This window comes from Kitasatospora sp. cg17-2 (assembly GCF_054031055.1).
In genome coordinates this window covers 1,130,391-1,150,137 of record NZ_CM132923.1, presented here as the reverse complement: position 1 = coordinate 1,150,137, position 19,747 = coordinate 1,130,391, and the positions used below count along the sequence as shown (strand labels likewise).

General features: G+C 73.3%; 14 protein-coding genes. 8 read left to right on the top strand and 6 right to left on the bottom strand.

Annotation, left to right across the window (positions count from 1 at the left end):
• Window positions 1-237: 237 nt before the first annotated feature.
• Window positions 238-7,455, top strand: coding sequence for an RHS repeat domain-containing protein (locus ACW14Y_RS04515; protein ID WP_456985946.1), 7,218 nt, complete (start codon window positions 238-240; stop codon window positions 7,453-7,455).
• A gap of 114 nt (window positions 7,456-7,569) precedes the next feature.
• Window positions 7,570-7,929 (top strand): hypothetical protein, encoded by a 360-nt coding sequence (locus ACW14Y_RS04510; protein ID WP_456985945.1) that lies wholly within the window; start codon window positions 7,570-7,572, stop codon window positions 7,927-7,929.
• A gap of 2 nt (window positions 7,930-7,931) precedes the next feature.
• On the opposite strand, the gene ACW14Y_RS04505 is transcribed toward ACW14Y_RS04510, so the two are convergent.
• Window positions 7,932-8,342 carry a VOC family protein gene (locus ACW14Y_RS04505; protein WP_456985944.1) on the bottom strand — a complete coding sequence of 137 codons (411 nt, stop codon included), beginning with the start codon at window positions 8,340-8,342 and terminating at the stop codon, window positions 7,932-7,934.
• A gap of 91 nt (window positions 8,343-8,433) precedes the next feature.
• On the opposite strand from ACW14Y_RS04505, the gene ACW14Y_RS04500 reads away from it, so the two are divergent.
• On the top strand, window positions 8,434-8,943 hold the full coding sequence (locus tag ACW14Y_RS04500; RefSeq protein WP_456985943.1) for a MarR family winged helix-turn-helix transcriptional regulator: 510 nt from the start codon (window positions 8,434-8,436) through the stop codon (window positions 8,941-8,943).
• Between the two features lie 194 nt (window positions 8,944-9,137).
• Window positions 9,138-9,716, top strand: a complete 579-nt coding sequence (locus ACW14Y_RS04495; RefSeq protein ID WP_456985942.1) for a DUF4240 domain-containing protein — start codon at window positions 9,138-9,140, stop codon at window positions 9,714-9,716.
• Between the two features lie 139 nt (window positions 9,717-9,855).
• Here the strand turns inward: ACW14Y_RS04495 and ACW14Y_RS04490 are convergent, their stop codons facing one another.
• The 3 genes from ACW14Y_RS04490 to ACW14Y_RS04480 form a co-directional block, all read right to left on the bottom strand.
• Window positions 9,856-11,088, bottom strand: a complete 1,233-nt coding sequence (locus tag ACW14Y_RS04490; protein WP_456985941.1) for a DUF4241 domain-containing protein — start codon at window positions 11,086-11,088, stop codon at window positions 9,856-9,858.
• A 116-nt stretch (window positions 11,089-11,204) separates the two neighbouring features.
• Window positions 11,205-12,227: a hypothetical protein gene (locus ACW14Y_RS04485; RefSeq protein ID WP_456985940.1), complete on the bottom strand. Its 1,023-nt coding sequence runs from the start codon at window positions 12,225-12,227 to the stop codon at window positions 11,205-11,207.
• An 80-nt stretch (window positions 12,228-12,307) separates the two neighbouring features.
• A complete protein-coding gene (locus ACW14Y_RS04480) occupies window positions 12,308-12,940 on the bottom strand; it encodes a C40 family peptidase (RefSeq protein WP_456985939.1) in 633 nt (210 codons plus the stop codon).
• 193 nt (window positions 12,941-13,133) lie between these two features.
• Here ACW14Y_RS04480 and ACW14Y_RS04475 point away from each other — a divergent pair, with 193 nt between their 5' ends.
• Both ACW14Y_RS04475 and ACW14Y_RS04470 read left to right on the top strand, forming a co-directional pair.
• The gene (locus ACW14Y_RS04475) at window positions 13,134-13,553 is read left to right on the top strand and encodes a RidA family protein (RefSeq protein WP_456985938.1); all 420 of its coding nucleotides are present in this window, start codon (window positions 13,134-13,136) and stop codon (window positions 13,551-13,553) included.
• 251 nt (window positions 13,554-13,804) lie between these two features.
• Window positions 13,805-14,524, top strand: coding sequence for a ScbR family autoregulator-binding transcription factor (locus ACW14Y_RS04470; RefSeq protein ID WP_380311141.1), 720 nt, complete (start codon window positions 13,805-13,807; stop codon window positions 14,522-14,524).
• 120 nt (window positions 14,525-14,644) lie between these two features.
• Here ACW14Y_RS04470 and ACW14Y_RS04465 read toward each other — a convergent pair whose 3' ends face one another.
• Both ACW14Y_RS04465 and ACW14Y_RS04460 read right to left on the bottom strand, forming a co-directional pair.
• Window positions 14,645-15,715 (bottom strand): TIGR03617 family F420-dependent LLM class oxidoreductase, encoded by a 1,071-nt coding sequence (locus ACW14Y_RS04465; protein ID WP_456985937.1) that lies wholly within the window; start codon window positions 15,713-15,715, stop codon window positions 14,645-14,647.
• A gap of 64 nt (window positions 15,716-15,779) precedes the next feature.
• On the bottom strand, window positions 15,780-16,235 hold the full coding sequence (locus tag ACW14Y_RS04460; RefSeq protein WP_380311137.1) for a MarR family winged helix-turn-helix transcriptional regulator: 456 nt from the start codon (window positions 16,233-16,235) through the stop codon (window positions 15,780-15,782).
• 159 nt (window positions 16,236-16,394) lie between these two features.
• Here ACW14Y_RS04460 and ACW14Y_RS04455 point away from each other — a divergent pair, with 159 nt between their 5' ends.
• Both ACW14Y_RS04455 and ACW14Y_RS04450 read left to right on the top strand, forming a co-directional pair.
• The gene (locus tag ACW14Y_RS04455; protein WP_456985936.1) at window positions 16,395-17,876 is read left to right on the top strand and encodes an MFS transporter; all 1,482 of its coding nucleotides are present in this window, start codon (window positions 16,395-16,397) and stop codon (window positions 17,874-17,876) included.
• Between the two features lie 128 nt (window positions 17,877-18,004).
• Window positions 18,005-19,687: an AMP-binding protein gene (locus ACW14Y_RS04450; protein WP_456985935.1), complete on the top strand. Its 1,683-nt coding sequence runs from the start codon at window positions 18,005-18,007 to the stop codon at window positions 19,685-19,687.
• The last annotated feature ends 60 nt before the right edge of the window (window positions 19,688-19,747 follow it).

Below are 19,747 nucleotides of genomic sequence, written 5' to 3'. Positions count from 1 at the left end.
GAGTGACCGCTGGGGAAGGGTATTGCCTTGGCTTGACCATGGCAATACGGTTCCGATCGGCCGAATGAGCCGTCAGCTGGTGGTCCGTCAGGCACCGGCTGTTTTTTGTTCTCTGGGGGATTCAACATGCGCGCAGGAACGCGCGGAGTCAGCGGTGTCCGGAAACGGGCCTGGGCGAAACGGGGGACCGTCGCGGTCGCGACGGCCGCGGTCCTCTCCTTGGTGACACCGCTCGCCGTGGCCGACTCCATCGTCGGCGGATATCAGTACACGGACAAGGTCTGGGAGGCGGACCCGCTTCCCGACCTGCCCGAGGTCCCCGGTGCCCCGGCCGACAGCCGGCCCGGCGGCGCGGCCGCTCCGGCGGTCCCGCCGGGTGCCCGCGAGCTCGTCCCGCACGTGGTCGGGCCCGTGCGGTGGCCGGCCGCCGCGACCGCCACCGTCGACCTGGGGAAGGTCCCGGCGGTGCTCGGCCTGTCGGCGCCGGCCGGCGAGGCGAAGGCCGGCGACCTGCCGGTCGCGGTCTCGCCCGCCGCGCCCACCGCGCTCGGCGCCCGGGCCAAGGCGCTCGCGCCGTCGGTCGCCCCGGTCAGCCCGGTCTCCTCGGTCCGGGTGAAGCTCGCCGACCGGGGCCAGGCCAAGCAGGCCGGTGTGGACGGCCTGCTGGTCGGTCTGGACCGGGCCGACGCGCGGACGGAGACCGGCAATGTCGCGGTGTCCCTGGACTACAGCGCCATCGAGCAGGCGTACGGCGGCGGTTGGGCCTCCCGGCTGCAGCTGGTGGCGATGCCCGCGTGTGCGCTCACCACGCCGCAGGTCGCCGCCTGCCGCACCCGCACGCCCGTCGAGGCGGTCAACGACCCGGTCCACCGGAAGCTGAGCGGCACCGTCGCGCTCGTTGCCGCCGGGACCGGGACCGGGGCCGGCAACGCGGGCAGCGTCTTCGCCGCCCCGTCGGCCGCGACCGCCGCCGCCCGGTCCTCCGCCGGCGTCGCGGTGGCCGCCGTGGCCGGTACCAGCGGCTCCCAGGGCGACTTCGGCGCGACCTCGCTGTCCGCCTCGGGCGCCTGGTCCGCCTCCGCCTCGGGCGCCTTCACCTACCACTACCCGGTGACCGTGCCGCCCTCCCTGGGCGGCGAGGCGCCGGCGGTCAGCCTGTCCTACGACTCGCAGTCGGTGGACGGCGAGACCTCGGCCCGCAACTCCCAGTCGTCCTGGATCGGTGACGGCTGGTCCTACAGCCCCGGCTTCATCGAGCGCTCCTACAAGAGCTGCAAGGACCAGGGCATCAAGGACTCCGGCGACTCCTGCTGGGCGGGCTGGAACGCCACCCTCTCGCTCGGCAGCCACAGCGGTCAGCTGGTGAAGGACTCCGACGGCCTCTACCACCTGCTGTCGGACGACGGCACCCGGATCGAGCGGCTGAGCGGCGCGACCAACGGCCTCTGGCAGGGCGAGTACTTCAAGGTCACCACGACCGACGGCACCGCCTACTACCTGGGCCTCAACCACGCGCCCGGCGGCACCGCGGACGACGCCACCGACAGCGCCTGGGGCATCCCGGTCTACCATCCCAAGTCCGGCGACCCGTGCCACAGTTCGGACCAGGGCGACGACTCCCGGTGCGACAGGCCGGTGGGTTACCGGTTCAACCTGGACTTCGTGGTCGACCCGCACGGCAACGTGCAGCGCTACGACTGGTCGACCGAGTCCAACTACTACAACATGGGCTTCGGCCAGGTCCCCGACGAGGACAAGGACGAGAAGGGCGGCACCCTCACCAAGTACGTCCGGGGCGGCCACCTCACCCGGATCTCCTACGGCTACCAGCTGGCGGACGCCCGGGCGGGCCGCGAGCCGGCCGCCCAGGTCGTCTTCCGCACGGCCCAGCGGTGCACCACCTCGGACACCGTCTGCAAGGACGGCAACCTCTCCTCGGACACCGCCAAGGACTGGCCGGACACCCCGTACGACCTGAACTGCCCCTCCGACTGGAAGACCAGGATCGGGGAGGAGGGCGACACCGAGGGCGTCTGCCTGATCAGCGGTCCGACCTTCTGGCAGACCCACCGGCTGAAGGGCGTCGACACCAGGGTCCGGACCTCCTCCGGCTGGCAGGACGTCGACACCTACGAGCTGAAGCAGGTCTTCTCGGACGCGGGCGGCACCTACGACCCGGTCACCGGAAAGACCCAGGACCCGAAGGCCACCGGCTCGCTGCAGTCGGTGATGTGGCTCTCGGAGATCGTGCACACCGGCAAGGACACCTCCGCCGGCGGCGACGGCCCGATCACCCTCGACCCGGTCAAGTTCGTCGGCATCGAGATGGACAACCGGGTCGACGGCCTCACCCCGGCCGCCCCGCCGCTGTACCACCCGAGGATCTCCAGCGTGCAGACCGAGACCGGTGAGTCGGTCGCGGTCACCTACCGGGCGCCGGAGTGCTCGCGCGAGAAGAAGACCATGCCGGCCTCGGCCGACGCCAACACCATGGCCTGCTACCCGGTGTTCTGGAACACCCCGGGCGGTGTCGAGCCGATCGAGGACTGGTTCCACAAGACCCTGGTCTCCCAGGTCACCTCCAGCGACCGCACCAAGGCCGGTTCGCCCGCCAAGGTCACCGGCTACACCTACGCGGACGGCGCCGCCTGGCACCGGGACGACTCCGAGCTGACCGACGACAAGCACCGGACGTGGAACGACTTCCGCGGCTTCCGGACCGTCACCACCACCACGGGCGCGGCCCCGGACCCGATCACCCAGAGCACCGTCTCCTACCTCCAGGGCATGGACGGCGACTACAAGGCCGACGGGTCCAAGCGCACCGTCAAGGTGAAGAACGTCCTGGACGAGGAGATCACCGACAGCGCCTGGATGGCCGGCACCCCCTACCAGACCCTGGGCCACAGCCAGGCCGGTGGCGCCGTGGTCACCCGTACGCTGACCTCCCCGCCCGGCACCACCGTCACGGCCAGTGCTTCCCGCAAGGCGTGGACCTCCGCGGACCCGGCGCCGGACAAGCTCTCGACGCTGCCCGACACCACCGCCCGCCGGATCACCTCCACCTCGTCCCGGACCATGGGGCTGCTGTCGGACGGCAAGTGGCGGACCACCAGGACCGGCACCACCTTCGACGGTTACGGCCGGATCTGGAAGGCCGACGAGGAGGGCGACCTCTCGGTACCCGAGCAGCGGACCTGCACCGTCACCACGTACGCCGACGCCCCGTCGGACAACCCGATGATGCTGGTCTACCCCAAGGAGACGATCAGCCTCGCGGGCCCGTGCACCACGGTGCCCGGCACCACCACCACGCTGTCGCACAAGCGGGTCTACTACGACGGGGACGGCTCGGTCGAGCGACCCGGCACGCTCGGCGTGCTCGGTCAGAACGGCCGCACCCTCGGCAACGTCACCGCGACCGAGGCGGTCACCTCCTACGACGCCGCCGGCAAGCCGCGGTTCCAGGTGCTCGGCGCGATGACCTTCGACCGGTACGGCCGGGTCACCGCCAGCACGGACGCGGCGGGCCGGACCACCACCAGCAGCTACGACCCGCCGTCCGGCGTCCTGCCGACCAAGCTGGGCACCACCAACCCGCTGAAGTGGGCGGCCAGCAGTACGGTCTCCCCGGGCCGCGGCTCGGTGACCCACGCGGTGGACGTCAACAACCTGGTCACCGACGCGACCTACGACGCGCTCGGCCGCCGCGAGAAGGTCTGGTCCCCCGGCCGCGACAGGGCCACCCAGACCCCCGACCGGACGTACGCCTACGACGTGCACGGCGCGGGCGACAACCCCACGCCGTCCTCGGTGACCACCAAGGGCCTGCGCGAGGACGGCTCGTACAGCACCTCCGTCACCATCTACGACGGCACCCTGCAGCCCCGGCAGACCCAGTCCACCCCGGCGGACAACTCGGCCGGCCGGCTGATCACCTCCACCTACTACGACTCGCACGGCTGGACGGTCTCCAGTATCGGCACCTACGCCGACGCCGCCAACGCCCCGTCCACCACCCTGTGGGCCGAGGCCAACCGGACCGGACCGTCGGTGACCCGGACCGCCTTCGACGGCCAGGGCCGTCCGGTGACCACCACGCTGGTGTCCTTCGCCAGCACGCTGTGGAAGTCCACCTCGACCTACCGGGGCGTCGAGCGGGTCGACACCACACCGGCCCAGGGCGGCAAGGCGAAGAGCACCTACACCGACGCGCTCGGCCGGACCACCGCCACCACCGTCCGCGACACCACGCCGGACCGGAGGCTCGACGGCGGCAGCCGGCTCTCCTCGGGCACCTCGGTGCTCTCCGCGGGCGTCCGGCTCGCCATGGAGGCCGACGGCAACCTCGTGCTGACCGCACTGGTGGACGGCCGGACCCTCTGGTCGGCCAACACCGGCGGCCACCCGGGCGCCTACGCGCTGATGCAGGCGGACGGCAACCTCGTGGTCCTGGACGCCACCGGGAAGACCACCCTGTGGTCCAGCGGGACGGCCGGACACGCCGGCGGGTACCTCAAGGTGCAGGCGGACGACGAGGTCGCGGTCTACGACGCCGCGAACGTCCGGCTCTGGTCGACCGGAACCGCGAACACCACCCCGGCCGCCGACCTGACCACCCGCTACACCTACACGCCGCGCGGCCAGATCGCCACGGTCAAGGACACGGTGGGCAACACCTGGTCCTACACCTACGACCTCCAGGGCCGGACCACCGGCCAGAGCGACCCGTCCACCGGGGACTCCAGCACCGGGTACGACGACCTCGGCCAGGTGGTCCGCACCACCGACGCCCGCAAGCAGAGCCTCTCGTTCAGCTACGACGTGCTCGGCCGCCGGACCGCCGAGTACGCGGGCGACACCCCCGGCGACCCGGCCGCGCTGCTGGCCGAGTGGACCTACGACAGCCTGGGCAAGGGCCGGCCGGTCGCGTCCGTCCGCTACGTCGGCGGCAAGGCCGGCAGTGCCTACGTGCAGAAGTTCGACGGCTACAACGCCGTCGGCCAGCCGACCGGGACCACCACGGTGATCCCGGCGAGCGAGGGCGCGCTGGCGGGCACCTACACCGCCAAGGCCTCGTACACCAGCACCGTCGGCCTGCTGGCCTCGTCCGAGTACGGCGCCGCCGGCGGGCTCCCGGCGGAGACCGTCGGCTACGGCTACAACCTGGAGGGCGGCCTGGTCGCGATGGGCTCGCCCAGCCGGCCGTACGTCGCCACGGTCCAGTACAGCCCGCTCGGCCAGGTACTGCAGACCACCCTCGGCACACCGGCCAAGCAGCTGCGCACCGCGCAGACCTACGACCAGGCGACGGGCCGTCCGGCCACCAGCCGGGTCACCCTGCAGAACAACACCGCCAACCCGATCTCCGACACCGCCTACCGCTACGACCAGGCCGGCAACGTCACCGCGGTCTCCGAGGTCCGCTCCAGCGGCGGCACCGACCGGGCCGTCGACACCCAGTGCTTCGGCTACGACGCCCAGCACCGGCTGGTCACCGCCTGGACCGACACCAAGGGGCTGACCGCCGCCACGGCGGGCCAGCTCGGCCAGTGCAACACCGCGCGCCCCACGCCGACGACCGTCGGCGGCCCGGACCCGTACTGGCTGGACTGGCAGTTCAACCGACTCGGTGACCGCACCCAGCAGGTGAGCCACGACGTCACCGGCAACGCGGCGAAGGACACCACCCAGACCCTCGCCTACCCCGGCGGCGGCAGCACTCCGGTCAAGAAGCCGACCGCGGTCACCAGCGTCACCACCCGCAACCCCACCACCGGGACCAGCGTGCTGACCCCCGGCTACGACGCCTCCGGGAACGTGGAGACCCGGACCACCACCGGTGTCCGTCCGTCCACCCAGTCCTTCGGCTACGACGCCGAGGGCCGGACCGCGACGGTCACCACCGACGGCAAGCAGACCGGCTACCTGTACGACGCGGACGGCGGCCTGCTGCTCCAGCGCGGACCGGCCGGCACCACGCTCTACCTGTTCGCGGGCACCCAGCAGCTCACCCTGGACGGCGCCACCAAGTCGGTGACCGGCCTGCGGTACTACCGCTCGCCCGACGGCACCGTGACGGTCCGTTCGAGCAAGGGGACGATCAGCTACCAGCCGACCACCCCGCAGGGCACCGCGCAGCTCCAGGTGGACGGCACCACCCTGGCCGTCACCCGGCGCGCCTTCGACCCGTACGGCAACCCGCGCGGCACCGCGCCGGGCGGCTGGGCGGACAACCGGGGCTACCTGGGCAGGCCGACCGACACCACGTCGGGCCTCGACCTGCTCGGCGCCCGGCAGTACGACCCGGTGCAGGGCCGCTTCCTCCAGGTGGACCCGGTCTTCGAGGCCGGCGACCCCAACCAGATGGGTGGCTACGGCTACGGGGCCGGCAACCCCACCTCCGGCAGCGACCCCAACGGCCTCTGGTGGAGCTGGGGCGACGTCGGCAGCTTCTTCACCGGTGTCGGCGACTCCATCGTCGGTGACCCGTGGCAGTGGAGCGTCAACTGGCTCTCCGACGGCTGGAACTCGTTCGCCGACATCGCCAACGGCGACAACGACGTGTTCAACGACATGACGGGGTACTCCAACGACTCCCCGTTCCGGCTGGGCCACACCGGCTACGTCGACGACCACCCGCTCGCCAACGCGTTCGGCGTCGACACCAGCTCCACCTCGTACGTGGCCGGCCAGTGGACCGGGGTGGTCGGTTCGCTGCTGATCGACGGCTACGGCGCCGTCAAGATGATCAGCGCCGGCGTCAAGGCGGTCAAGGCCGTCAAGGTCGCGGTCGAGTCCGGCGACGATGTGGTCAGTGCCGTCAAGAAGCTGCTCTCCGGCGACTTGCCGACCACCACCAAGGCCGATCCGGAGCCGACCACACCGAAGGGCGGGGACGCCCCGTCCACCCCGAAGTCCGGTACCGGCAAGGGCGGGACGGAGCCGGGCGGCAGCGGCAAGAGCGGTGCGAAGAGCGCCGACGAGCCCGCGGCCACCCCGGACGCCGGCAACGGCGGCACCAAGGACGGCAACGCCTACCGCAGCAAGCCCGACAAGAAGCCCAACGAGTACGCGGACGGCCCGGTCGTGAGCCTGGGCCGGCTCAAGCAGTACCTCTCCCGGGCCGGCTATCGCTCCGAGTGGGACAAGTACGACGTCGTCCACAAGGAACGGATCATCGACGCCAACACCGGCGAGCTCAACTACGGCAACAGCCCGCACACGTACCGGACGAGCTATCCGTACCCGGCGAAGCCCAAGACCGGCCGCAACGGGCTGCCGATCATCGAGATGTCCAACAAGGGCCTCCGGAACATGCGGGAGGCCGTGATCACGTTCTTCCACGAGACCCACCACCAGAACCGGATGCGCAACTACGGTGACACGGGAACCGAGAAGGACGCCGAGGCCTTCGGCATCATGATGTGGCGGAGGATATCGGGACAGGACTGATCCACGGTCGGACCGTTCCCACGGTCCGCCGACAGGCCGGCCGCGGCGGGAAGCCCCGCCGCGGCCTACCGGTGCCGCCCGTGTGACCCGCACTACCGAAAGGACCGCCGTCCGATGGCCCGGCCGTACGACGAGAACCACCGTGAGGCACTCCGCGACCAGCTCGACCTACCGGTGACCGAGCGCGTCTGCCCGGTCTGCGACCACGCGGGCCTGCGCTCCTACCACCACGAGGAGTTCGGCCGCAGCGGACCGTCGATGATCAACTACCTCTGGTGCCCGGCCTGCCACGCCTACTCCTCCTCCTTCACCTCCGCCGACCGCCGCACGGTCGACCGCGACCCCCTCGCGGAGGCCCACGGCGACCGGATCGCCGAGGTGATGCGGGACCCGGAGGGCCTGCTGCGCATCCTCGACGGCTACTGGACCGCCGGCAGCCTGCCACAGCGGATGCTGCGCCGCGCGCGCGGCTGAACTCAGTACGACTGGAGCTCGATCAGCCGGCCCTCCGGGTCGCGCAGATGGGCGGTGCGCAGACCCGGCCCCCAGTCGGGGCGGTCGGTGGGGCCGACGACGGGGCGGCCGCCGTGCCGCAGACAGAGGTCGAACGCCTGCCCGACGTCCTCGACCCGGAACACCAGCACGGCGCCGTCCTGGGTGGCGGCGGCCGGTTCGGCGGGCAGCGCGGCGGTGCCGACGGCGGCGGCCAGCAGACCCCGGTCGAACAGCGACAGCACGGCCCGGCCGTCGAGGTCCCAGGTGGCGTAGGGGCCGTCGGGGCTTCCCTTGACCGGGACGGCGCCGGTCAGCGGGGTCAGGACGGCCCGGTAGAAGCCGTAGCAGGCGGGGAAGTCGGCGACGAGCAGGCGGTGGTACGGGGCGTCCATGGTCGGCATTCCTCGCCTCGGGTCCGGGGTCGTTATCGTTCCAGAATTATGGGTCTGCTCCCACTATAGGGTCGCACCCTAGACTTCTCCCATGGCCCCAGAGGAACCCGCCTCCACCCCTTCCGTCCCCGCGCCCGCTCCCGACGGCCCGTCGTCCGCCCTGGCGACCCCGCCGACCCTGCTGGACCTCAGCACCTACCTGCTGTCCCGGACCGGGAAGGCGGCCCGCTCCCGGCTCGCCGAACGCCTCGCCCGGCGCGGGCTGAGGCTGTGGGACATGGCGGTGCTCGCCGCGTTGGCCGACTTCGGCCCGCACGCGCAGCGGGACCTCGTGCGGCGGCTGGGGGTCGACGCCAGCGACATGGCCAAGGTCGCCGACCAGCTGGCCCTCGCCGGGTACGTCGAACGGGCCCGGGACACCGTCGACCGCCGCCGGCTCTCGGTCACCGTCACCGACGCCGGCCGCGCCCTGCTCGCCGAGCTGCGCGCCGAGGCGCTGGCCGTGCAGGAGGAGGTGCTGGCCCCGCTGACCGGCGCGGAACGCGGGGTCCTGCACGAGTTGCTGGCCCGGATCCACGCGGAGCTCCCGGGCACCCCGTGATCCGCTGCGGTCCGCCGTACGACCAGGTCCGCGCTCCGCACCGGCGGCCCCGGGACCGCCCGGCCCACCGCCGACGACACCTGAGTCCCTGTCACACCCGCGCGCCCCGGCCGACCGTCCGACGCCGGGCCGAGGTCCAGCGCCCGATCCCTTGCGGGCCCGGTGTGTCGGTGCCGGCTGCGATCCTGTGCGGCATGGACGACAAGACCTTCTGGGCGCTCATGGACGGGCTGAGCCGTCGCCCCGGCGGCCGCCGCGAACGGCTGGAGTGGCTGCGCGGGGCGTTGCGGCTCGGTTCGGCCGCGGAGGCGGTCGAGTTCCAGGCCCGTCTGGAAGCCGCGTGCGCGGCGGTTGCCACGGGCGCGCTCTGGTCGGCGGCGGACCGGATCGAGGGTGGCCTGTGCTCCGACGACGGCTTCGACTACTTCGCGCTCTGGCTGGTGGCCCAGGGGCGGGAGACGTACGGGGCGGTGCTCGCCGACCCGGACGCCCTCGCGGACGTTCCCGAGGTGCGGGCCCTGGTGGGGCGGCCCCTGCGGGAGTGGCACGACGACGAGTGGCCGGAGTGGGAGGAGCTCGACTATGCGGCGCGGGAGGTCTTCGACGATCTGACGGGTCGGCCGGGCGACTGCCCGGAGGCGTTCGACGAGGCCTTGGACGCCGTCCAGGAGACCTGGGCGGACCCCGAGGAGGGCATCGCCGCCGTGGCGGCCGCAGCGAGGACCGGAACACCCCGGCTCGACGCCCTCTTCCCCGCCGAAGCCGGCTCCTGACTGCCGACGCGACGTCTGCGCGGGAGCATGCCCGACGCCGGCCCCCGCCTGTGCGGGGAGGAGCGTCCACCGGCGCGTCCCTGGTCCCGCTGGTCCCAGCGCTCCCAGCGCTCCCAGCGGAACCAGCGGAACCAGGGGCTCAGAGGGCCGGAAGGTCGGGCATCTCCTCGACCAGCACCACCACAGCGACCACGTCCCCGTCTGCCGACCGCCCCACCCAGGTGGGATGGACCCCGTCCGAGCTCACCGCGAACGCCACCAGTTCGGCGCCGGAGCCGGGCTCGCGGGTGTGGAGGAAGTAGACGGAGCCGTCGTCGTACCTCCACGCCTCCGGGTCGTTGTCCGCCCTCGGCTGCCGGGAGAGCCGCTGGAGCGGGCCCCACGCCGCGGCATCGGCGAAGGCGCCCGTCGCGCCGTCCGTACCGAACCCGTACGCCTCGCCCTCCCCGAGCAGCCTGGTGTCGTCGCACGGCCTGAGGGCCATCTCCCAGGACACGACCGGGGCTTCCCCGACACGTACCCGGACCGCTGTCGGCGACTCGCGGCCGTCGGGGGAGACGGCCCGCGCCTCGTCGAGCACGTGCACGCCCGGCGGGACGGCGATGCTGAAGTGCGGCCCGTCGTCGTCCAGCGGGCAGTCGACGGCCAGCCGGCCGCTCGGCACGTGCAGGGTGCCGGTCCGCCTCGGCTCCACGACGGTCATCTCGTCGTCGTAGGGACCGGACATCCGGGTGCCGGGCCGGAAGAGGGCATCGAAGTCGACGGACGAGAACATCCTGGACGGCTGCCGGCGCCACGGCACGGAAGCCCCGGGCGTCCCGGCGGCGTCCACCTGCGCCCGCACCCAGTCGGGCAGGTGCTCGTCGCCCCGAAGCGGCCGCCACGTCCCGAACTCCGGCCGGGCCGACCACAGTCGCTCCTCCGGCACCGTGAGCACGGCCTCCAGCGAGGAGCCCCGCATGCCCTCGGGCTGGTGCGAGATCCGCCCCGTACCGTCGGAGAAGAGGTCCACCACGGTACGAGGGCAGTCCTGGGCGGAGTCCGCCGTCACCGGATCCGGGTAGCGCCAGCTGATCGTGCGTCGGTTCAGCAGCCACTCCTCGTCGACCAGCAGGCTCAGTTCCGCTTCGAGCGTCCGGCGGCCCTGCTCGTCGTACGCCCACACCTCGACGGAGCCCGCGCCCCACGACACCAGCCGCACCTCGGTCGGCACCGCGCTCCCCGGCGCCCGGAGCAGCACCGCGTACGGCAGTCCCTCGGCGTCCCGCGCCCGCGCCTCCTCGACGGACAGCACCCGCCCGGCGGTACGGGAAGCCGGATCCCACTTCTCCGCGTACTCCACCTCGACGACCGTCCCCGATCCCCGCTCCATCTGTGACCGCCCCACTCGTACTCGATCTTGCCGAGTGCACGATAACGGCCGCCTCCGACACGGAGAGCCTGGTCGCCGCCGGATCCGGCCGACCCCCGAGGGCGCGGGGCGGCGTCCTACGAATCGGTCCAGCGGACCGGGTGTCCGGACGGGTCCGTGGTGAGCCAGGTGCCGTCGCCGAGGGGGTGGATGTCGTAGGGGTCCTTCCCCCGTGCGTCGAACTCGCCGCGGACCCGGCCGGAGCGCGCGTCGACGCGGTAGTGGCGGAACCAGTCCTCCTCGTCCTCGGTCTCGCCGACGACGGTGACGATGACGGTGTCCGGGTCCAGATGGCCGCCGGACCATTCCAGACAGGCGTCGCCCGGGTCGTGTCCGAAGGCGTCGACCGAGAGGGTGAACACCGCCTCGCCCCCGGGGAACGCGTGGACGGCCATGTCGCCCTGGTCGTGGTTGACGGTCATGAACCGGTGGCCGTCCGGCGACAGGTCGATGAGGCACCGGTCGTCCCAGGGGTACTGGAAGAGGTCCAGCCCGGTCCCCGTCCCGGTCCCCGTCCCGCTCCCCGTCCCGCTCCCCGTCCCGCTCCCCGTCCCGCTCCCCGTCCCGCTCCCCGTCCCGGTCAGTGAGGCGCGGTAGACGGCCGTGCCGTCCTGTCCTTCGCCCACGTTGAGGAGGACCTGGCCGCTGGCCGCGTGCGGCAGTTGCGCTCCGCCGTGCCCGGCGGTCCGGAGGTCCGCCTGCGCGACGACGGCCCCGGAGCCGGCGTCCAGGGCGACCCACTGGTCGGGGCGGCCGCGGCCGGCCATGACGTCGGGGCGGTAGACCCAGAGCACGCGTCCGTCCGGCGACAGGACACAGCCGGGCCGGTGTCCGTACCGCGGGGCCGACTCCGGTTCGAGCCCGGACCTCCAGATCTCGACGCCGTCCGGTGCCACGCACACGACCGCGTCCGGGGTCGTGAAGTAGCAACGCCGAAGGTCGGCGGCGACGGCGTGGTCGACGACCTCGTCCCCGGGAGCGGGCGAACAGACCAGGACGGGCGACAGCGGACCCCGGTCCTCGGCGGCCAGGTCGTAGGCGCAGACGCGTCCGTCCACGAGCCGGGTGACGGTCCGGCGGGAGTGCGGTGATGCGGTCATGCCCGGAGGCTAGCGCCCCCGGCGGACCCGGGCCGGCCCGGGTCCGCCCGGGGCGGCAAGGGCCGGGCGGCACCGGGAGGTCACGGGCCGGTGCGGCGAGGTCCCGAGGGGAGTGTCTGACGGTCGCGCGGCTGCGGGCGGCGGGCGCCGGCGAACTCGCGGGCCCAGCGCGGCAGGTCGAGGACGCCCTCGACCCGGGCCACCAGGGTGCCGGTGCGTTCCGCGTGGATCATCGCGCCGTCACCGGCCCAGAGGCCCACATGGTGCAGCGGCGCGTCCGGGCGGGAGAAGAACAGCAGGTCGCCGGGGAGCAGTTCGGACCGGTCGACCGGGGCGGAGCGGTGGAACTGGGCGACCGTGTAGTGGCCGAGCTCCACCGCTCCGCCGCTCGCCCGGTACCAGCAGTGCAGCGACAGGCCGCTGCAGTCGAAGCCGGTCGTTCTCTCGCCCAGGCACTTCCCGTCCAGGTAGCCGTTCTCCTCGTCGCAGAAGCCGAGGCTCGGCCCCAGCCGGTCGCCGCCGCCCCAGGCGTACGGCACGCCGATCTGCGCGGTCGCCACGGCGGCGACCCGGAGGCCGAGCGAGAGCCCCGGATCCTCCTCGCGGGGGCGGGCGGCCGCGGAACCGGCCCCCAGCGGGGCCAGGGCGGCCCCCAGGGCGGCCCCCAGCAGTCCGCGGCGGCCCCAACCCCCGGTGGTGTGCGGAAACGGCACGGCAGCCCCTTCGGTCGTCGGCGAACCACCAGGATCCCGGCCTGGGCCGCCGTGCCGCCATCACCCGCAGAGGTGAATTCCTGGCCGGCGGGGCCCGGGGCGTCCGGGGCGGCGCGGTAAATCGATTGACGGTCCGGGTCCCGGCTTCGAACGATGGCTCCGACAGTACCGAACGACCGTCCGGGAGGCACCCATGAGCAGCGCCGTCAGGCTGATCCGCAACCACCGGCTCACCCGGGCCGTCGACTACGCCTACGCGGCGGCCGTCGACGTGCCGGTCCGCTCGCTCTGGCTGGCCGGGGCCTGTCCGCTGGACGCGGAGGGGCGCACGGTGGCGGTGGGCGACTACGCGGGGCAGGCCCACCAGGTGATGCGGAACCTCGTCACCGTGCTGGAGGACGAGGGTGCCGCGCTGACGGACGTGGTGCGCACCACGGTGTACGTGGCCTCCTCCCGGCAGAGCGACCTGGTGGCCGTGTGGGACGTCTACCGCGAGTACCTCGGCAGCCACGACGTGCCGAGCACCCTGCTGGGAATCTCGGTGCTCGGGTACCACGACCAGCTGGTGGAGGTCGAGGCGGTCGCGGTGCTGGACCGGGCGGAGACGGGGTGAGCGGCCGGGGTCCGGGGCAGCCGGGGTCGGTCCTCTCCGGCCGGTCACCGCCGGGGAGTTCGCCCGGAGCATGCCAGGGAGGTGTGCCCCGGGGCAGGCTCCCGCGGGGGGTCGGACCGCACGGTCGGTATTCTCTGACAGCCCGTGTGCGGGCGTCCCCGCCGGGACGGCAGTCGGGGCGGTCCCGCGCCCCGGGTAAGATACGGGCTGTTTGGTTTTGTTTCGGTGCTGGTGTGGTGGGGGTGGTCGGGGTGGTGCGACAGGAACGGGCGCTGCGGACGCGGCGGCTGATTCTGGAGGCCGCGGCCTCGGTGTTCGACGAGTTCGGCTACGAGCGGGCGACCATCGGGGAGGTCGTGGCCCGGGCCGGGGTGACGCGCGGTGCCGTCTACTTCCACTTCGCCTCGAAGCGGGAGCTCGCGCAAGGGGTGATCGAGGGGCAGTTCGAGGCCGAGGCGGTGCCGGAGCGCTCCTGCAAGCTCCAGGAGTTCGTGGACACCGGGATGGTGGTCACGCATCTGGTGCCCATCGACCCGCTGGTCAGCGCGGCCGTCCGGCTCTCGGTGGACCAGGGCGCGGACAAGCAGATGGGCATCGACGCCGCGCCCGGCTGGATCTCCCGGCTGGAGCGGCTGCTGGTCGACGCGGGCGAGCGCGGCGAGCTGCTGCCGCACGTGGTGCCCGCCGACACGGCCGGGCTGATGACGGCCTCCTGGGTCGGCGTGCAGCTCCAGTCGCAGCGCTTCACCGGCCGCGCCGACCTGGCCGTCCGGGTCTCGACGCTGTACCGGCACCTGATGCCGAGCGTGGCGGTGCCCGGTGTGCTCGCCTCCCTGGACCTGGCGCCGGACCGGGGCGCCCGGGTCTACGCCGAGATGACGGCGACGCGCGAGGCGGCGGCGCGGGAGGCGACGGCGCGTGAGGTGGCGGACGCCGCCGGCCCGGAGGGCGCCGGGGCCGACGCGGGCTGAGGCACGGTCACCGTCCTTCACCCGTAGGGCGGGTGGCGCGGCCGAAGCATACGGCGCGTCCGGTTTTCCGGTCGGACCGCCCTCCCGGGCCGACTGCGGAGCGTAGCCGCCCCGGCCCCGTCAGTACGGTGCCGGGCGGCCGTCCAGGGCGCGCAGCGCGTCCAGGACGTCCAGGCCGAGGTCCGGGTCGGCGTCCTCGGGGAGGCTGGCCGAGACCCTGGTCGCCAGACCCGCGTAACGGCGGTGGATCTCCCGGGCGACCTCCTCGACGGTGCCCGAGACGGCGAAGGTGTCGAAGACCCGGTCGTCGATCAGCGCGGCCATCTCCGGCCACCGCCCGCGCAGCGACAGCCGGTGCAGTTCCTCGTGCAGGTCCTCCCACCCGTGCTGGGCCAGCACCGGGCGGTAGGCGGGCGTGGAGGCGTAGAAGGCGAGCCGCTCCCGGACGGACGCGCGGTGGGCCCGCAGCTCCTCCTCGGTGCGCCCGGTCGCGGTGAGCACGCTCCCGACGATCTCGAACGGCCGCCCGGTCCAGGCCGCGCCCGCCGCCTCGGCCGCGCCGCGCTCCTCGGCCAGCGCCGGCAGCACCTGTTGGGTCAGGTAGTCGACCGAGGTGAACGGGTGACTGAGGAAGCCGTCGGCGACCGCCCCGGCGGCGCGCACCATCAGCGGGCCGACCCCCGCCAGCAGCAGCCGCGGCACCCCGGCCGGGATCGGGTCAGGGGCGAAGACCGGTGTCATCACGGTGTGGGTGTAGAAGTCGCCCCGGAAGCGCAGCCGCTCGCCGGTCTGCCAGCTGTGCCAGATCGCCCGCACCGCCTGCACGTACTCGCGCATCCGCGCGGCGGGCCGGTCCCAGGGCATCCCGAAGCGCTTCTCGATGTGCGGCTTGACCTGCGAGCCGAGCCCGATCACGGCCCGGCCGCCGGAGGCCGCGTGCAGGCCCCAGGCCTGGTAGGCGAGCGTCATCGGGGTGCGGGCGAGGGCGACCGCCACGCCGGTGGCCAGTTCGAGGGTGCTGGTGCGGTCGGCGGCGCGGGCCAGCTGCAGGAACGGGTCGTAGGCGGTCTCGGAGACCACCAGCCGGTCCGCGCCGCGTCGTTCGGCCCGCTCGGCGGCGTCGAGGATGCCGGCCGGATGCGCGGGGGCGAGGGCGTCGAGGAGGAGGGCGGGGGTCTGCGGGCGGTCCATCGGGTCGGGGCTCCTGGTGGGGCGGGCGGGGGTCCGTCGGGCCGGAGCGCCCGGCGACGGTGGGTCAGGGGCGGGGCCAGGGCCGGCCGTCGAGGCGCTCGATCCCGGTGTTGAAGCGCCGAAGGAAGTCGGCGAAGGTCCGGACGTCCTCGGCGGGCCAGTCGGCCATCACCAGGTCGAGGGCGTGGGCGTGCGCGGCGCGGTCCTCGTCGAGGCGGCGTTCGCCCTCCTCGGTGGTGCGGAACTTGCGGGCCACCCCGCCGTCCGGGTCGGGGATCCGTTCGACCAGCCCGGCCCGGGTCATCGCGGCGGTCTGCCGGTTGAGGGTGGAGGCGTCCAGTCCGAAGGCGTCGCTGAGTTCGCCGATCGACATCGGGCCCTGCATCCGGATCCGGCTGAGCAGGATGTAGGCGCTGCGGTCGAGCCGGCTGCCCTCCGGCCGGGCGCCGGCCGGGCTCAGGTAGTGGTGCCGGCTGAGCACCATGTACTCGAACGCCACCTCGTCCGTGGGCCCGCTCATGATGCCGTCCTTCCCGTCCCTGGTTCCGGGGCGCTGACCTGCGATGGTTGCGCACAGTATCGCAGGCGGTCGCCCATGGTGGGTGATGTGCACGATACACATCATGTGTACTCTGCATATGAACGCACCTCCTGCCCCGGAACCGAGGAGCCCCCGCCCATGGCCGCCCCACAGACCACCGCCCCCGACCGGACCCGGGGAGTCGTCGCCACCCTCGCCCTCACCGGTACGGTGGCCGCGATCATGCAGACCCTGGTCACCCCGCTGATCGGCGAGCTGCCGAAGATCCTGGACACCTCCCCCTCGAACGCCTCCTGGGTGATCACCGCCACCCTGCTCTCCGCCGCCGTGTTCGTGCCGATCAGCGGACGCCTCGGCGACCTGTTCGGCAAGCGGCGGATGCTGCTGGCCTGCTGCGCCCCGCTGCTGCTCGGCTCGGTGATCTGCGCGCTGACCTCCTCGGTGCTGCCGATGATCGCCGGACGCGGCCTCCAGGGCATGGGCATGGGCGTGGTGCCGCTCGGCATCAGCCTGCTGCGCGACGTCCTGCCGCCCGAGCGGCTCGGTTCCGCGATCGCCCTGGTCAGTGCCTCGATGGGCATCGGCGGCGGCCTCGGCCTGCCGATCTCGGCGGCCGTCGCCCAGTACACCAGCTGGCGGGCGCTGTTCTGGGGCGCGGCCGTCCTCACCGTGGCGGTCGCGGTGATGATCCGCCTCCTGGTGCCCGCGCCCACCACCCGCCCGGCCGGCGGACACTTCGACGCGGTCGGGGCGCTCGGCCTCGGCGCCGGCCTGGTCTGCCTGCTGCTGCCGGTCTCCAAGGGCGGTGACTGGGGCTGGACCGACGGGACGACGCTCGGCCTGTTCGCGGCCGCAGTGGTCCTGCTGCTCGCCTGGGGCGCGTGGGAGCTGCGCCTCGCCGAGCCGCTGGTCGACCTGCGGGTGACCGCCCGGCCGAGGGTGCTGCTGACCAACGCGGCGTCCGTCCTGGTGGGCTTCGGGATGTACGCGCAGGCGCTGATCGTCCCGCAGCTGCTCCAGCTGCCGGCGGCGACCGGGTACGGCCTGGGTCAGTCGATGCTCGCGATGGGGCTGTGGATGGCGCCGTCCGGCCTGATGATGATGGTCGTCTCGCCGCTCGGCGGCCGGCTCTCGGCGGCGCGCGGCCCCAAGTTCACCCTGGTCGCCGGTGCGCTGGCGATCTCTGCCGGGTACGGACTGTCGATGCTGCTGATCGGGTCCACCTGGGGCGTGCTGATGGTGACGCTGATCTGCAACGCCGGTGTGGGCCTCGCCTACGGCGCGATGCCGGCGCTGATCATGAGCGCGGTGCCGCTCTCCGAGACGGCCTCGGCGAACAGCTTCAACAGCCTGATGCGCTCGCTCGGCACCTCGGTCTCCGCGGCCGTGGTGGGCGTCGTGCTCGCCCAGCTGACCACCACCGTGGGCGGGCACGTGCTGCCCTCCGAGACCGGCTTCCGGGTGGGCCTGCTGATCGGCTGCGGGGTGGCACTGGCCGCCGCGGCGGTGGCCGCCACCGTCCCGGCGCCGCCGGCCCCGGCGGTCCAGGAGTCCGCCGCCGTGCGGGAGTCCACCGGGACCGCCGGTGCCGCCCCGGTGCAGGACGGCACCCCGGCCTGACCCCGGGTCACGCTCCTCGCCCGCTCCGCCGCCCCGCCCGCGGCGGGGCGGCGGAACCGGGTGACGGGGGGTGGTGGTCTGCGTAGACTCGGTCGCCTTCTGCCCGGACGAGTCCTGGAGCCGTTGCCATGACCCCGCCCTCTCCCGTGCCCGCCCCCGCCGCCGTGCCCGCTCCCAGCATCAGCGCCGGCAGTACCTCGGTGCCGCTGCTGGAGCACACCATCGGCGTCGCGCTCGACCGCGCGGTGGCCGCGTTCCCCGACCGGGAGGCACTGGTGGACCTACCGAGCGGGCGCCGCTGGACCTACCGGGAGCTGGCGGCGGAGGTGGACCGGATCGCGCTCGGGCTGCTGGGCCTCGGCGTCGGGGTCGGCGACCGGGTCGGCATCTGGGCGCCGAACTGCCCCGAGTGGGTGTTCACCCAGTACGCCACCGCCCGGATCGGCGCGATCCTGGTGACCGTCAACCCGGGCTACCGGGCGCACGAGGTCGAGTACGTGCTGCGGCAGGCGGGGATCCGTACGGTGGTGGCCGCGCCGAGCTTCAAGACCTCCGACTACGCCGCCATGCTGGCCGAGGCGGGACCGCGCTGTCCCGAGCTGCGGGACGTGCTGCTGATCGGCACGCCGCAGTGGCGGGAGCTGGCGGCGGCGGGGGAGCGCGGCGACCGGGAGCGGCTGGCGGCCGTCGGCGCCGGACTCGGTGCCCACGATCCGATCAACATCCAGTACACCTCGGGCACCACCGGCTTCCCCAAGGGCGCCACCCTCTCGCACCACAACATCCTCAACAACGGCTATTTCGTCGGGGAGTCGTGCGGTTACACGGAGGCGGACCGGATCTGCGTGCCCGTCCCGTTCTACCACTGCTTCGGCATGGTGATGGGGAACCTGGCGGCGCTCTCGCACGGGGCCTGCGTGGTGGTCCCGGCCCCGGCCTTCGACGCCGCGGCCACCCTGCGCGCGGTGGCGGCCGAACGCTGCACCTCGCTCTACGGCGTGCCGACCATGTTCATCGCCGAGCTGAACGACCCGGGCTTCGCCGAGTTCGACCTGTCCAGTCTGCGCACCGGGATCATGGCGGGCTCGCCGTGTCCGACCGAGGTGATGAAGCAGGTCGTCGACCGGATGGGCATGCGGGACGTGTCCATCTGCTACGGCATGACCGAGACCTCCCCGGTCTCCACCCAGACCCGGGCCGAGGACCCGCTGGAGCGGCGGGTGTCCACCGTCGGCCGGGTCGGCCCGCACCTGGAGGTCGCGGTGGCCGACCCGGAGACCGGCCTGACCGTGCCGCGCGGCACCCCCGGTGAACTCCGCACCCGGGGCTACTCGGTGATGCTCGGCTACTGGGACCAGCCGGACCGCACGGCGGAGGCGGTCGACCCCGAGGGCTGGATGCACACCGGCGACCTCGCGGTGATGGACGAGGAGGGGTACCTCAACATCACCGGCCGGCTCAAGGACATGGTGATCCGGGGCGGCGAGAACATCTACCCGCGCGAGGTCGAGGAGTTCCTGCACACCCACCCGGACATCCTGGACGTCCAGGTGGTCGGCGTCCCCGACGTCAAGTACGGCGAGGAGCTGATGGCCTGGATCCGGCCGAGGCCCGGCGCGCCCGAGCTGACCGCGGAGGCACTGCGCGAGTACTGCGCGGGCCGGATCGCGCACTACAAGGTGCCGCGCTACGTGCACCTGGTGGAGGAGTTCCCGATGACGGTCACCGGGAAGGTCCGCAAGGTGGAGATGCGGGAGCGGGCCGTCGAACTGCTGGGCCTGGCCGACGCGGCGGACGTCGGGCACGCCTGAGTGCGGGAGGTGCTCCCGGCGCCCGTTCGGGGCCCCGGGAGCACCCGGGGCCCCGAACGA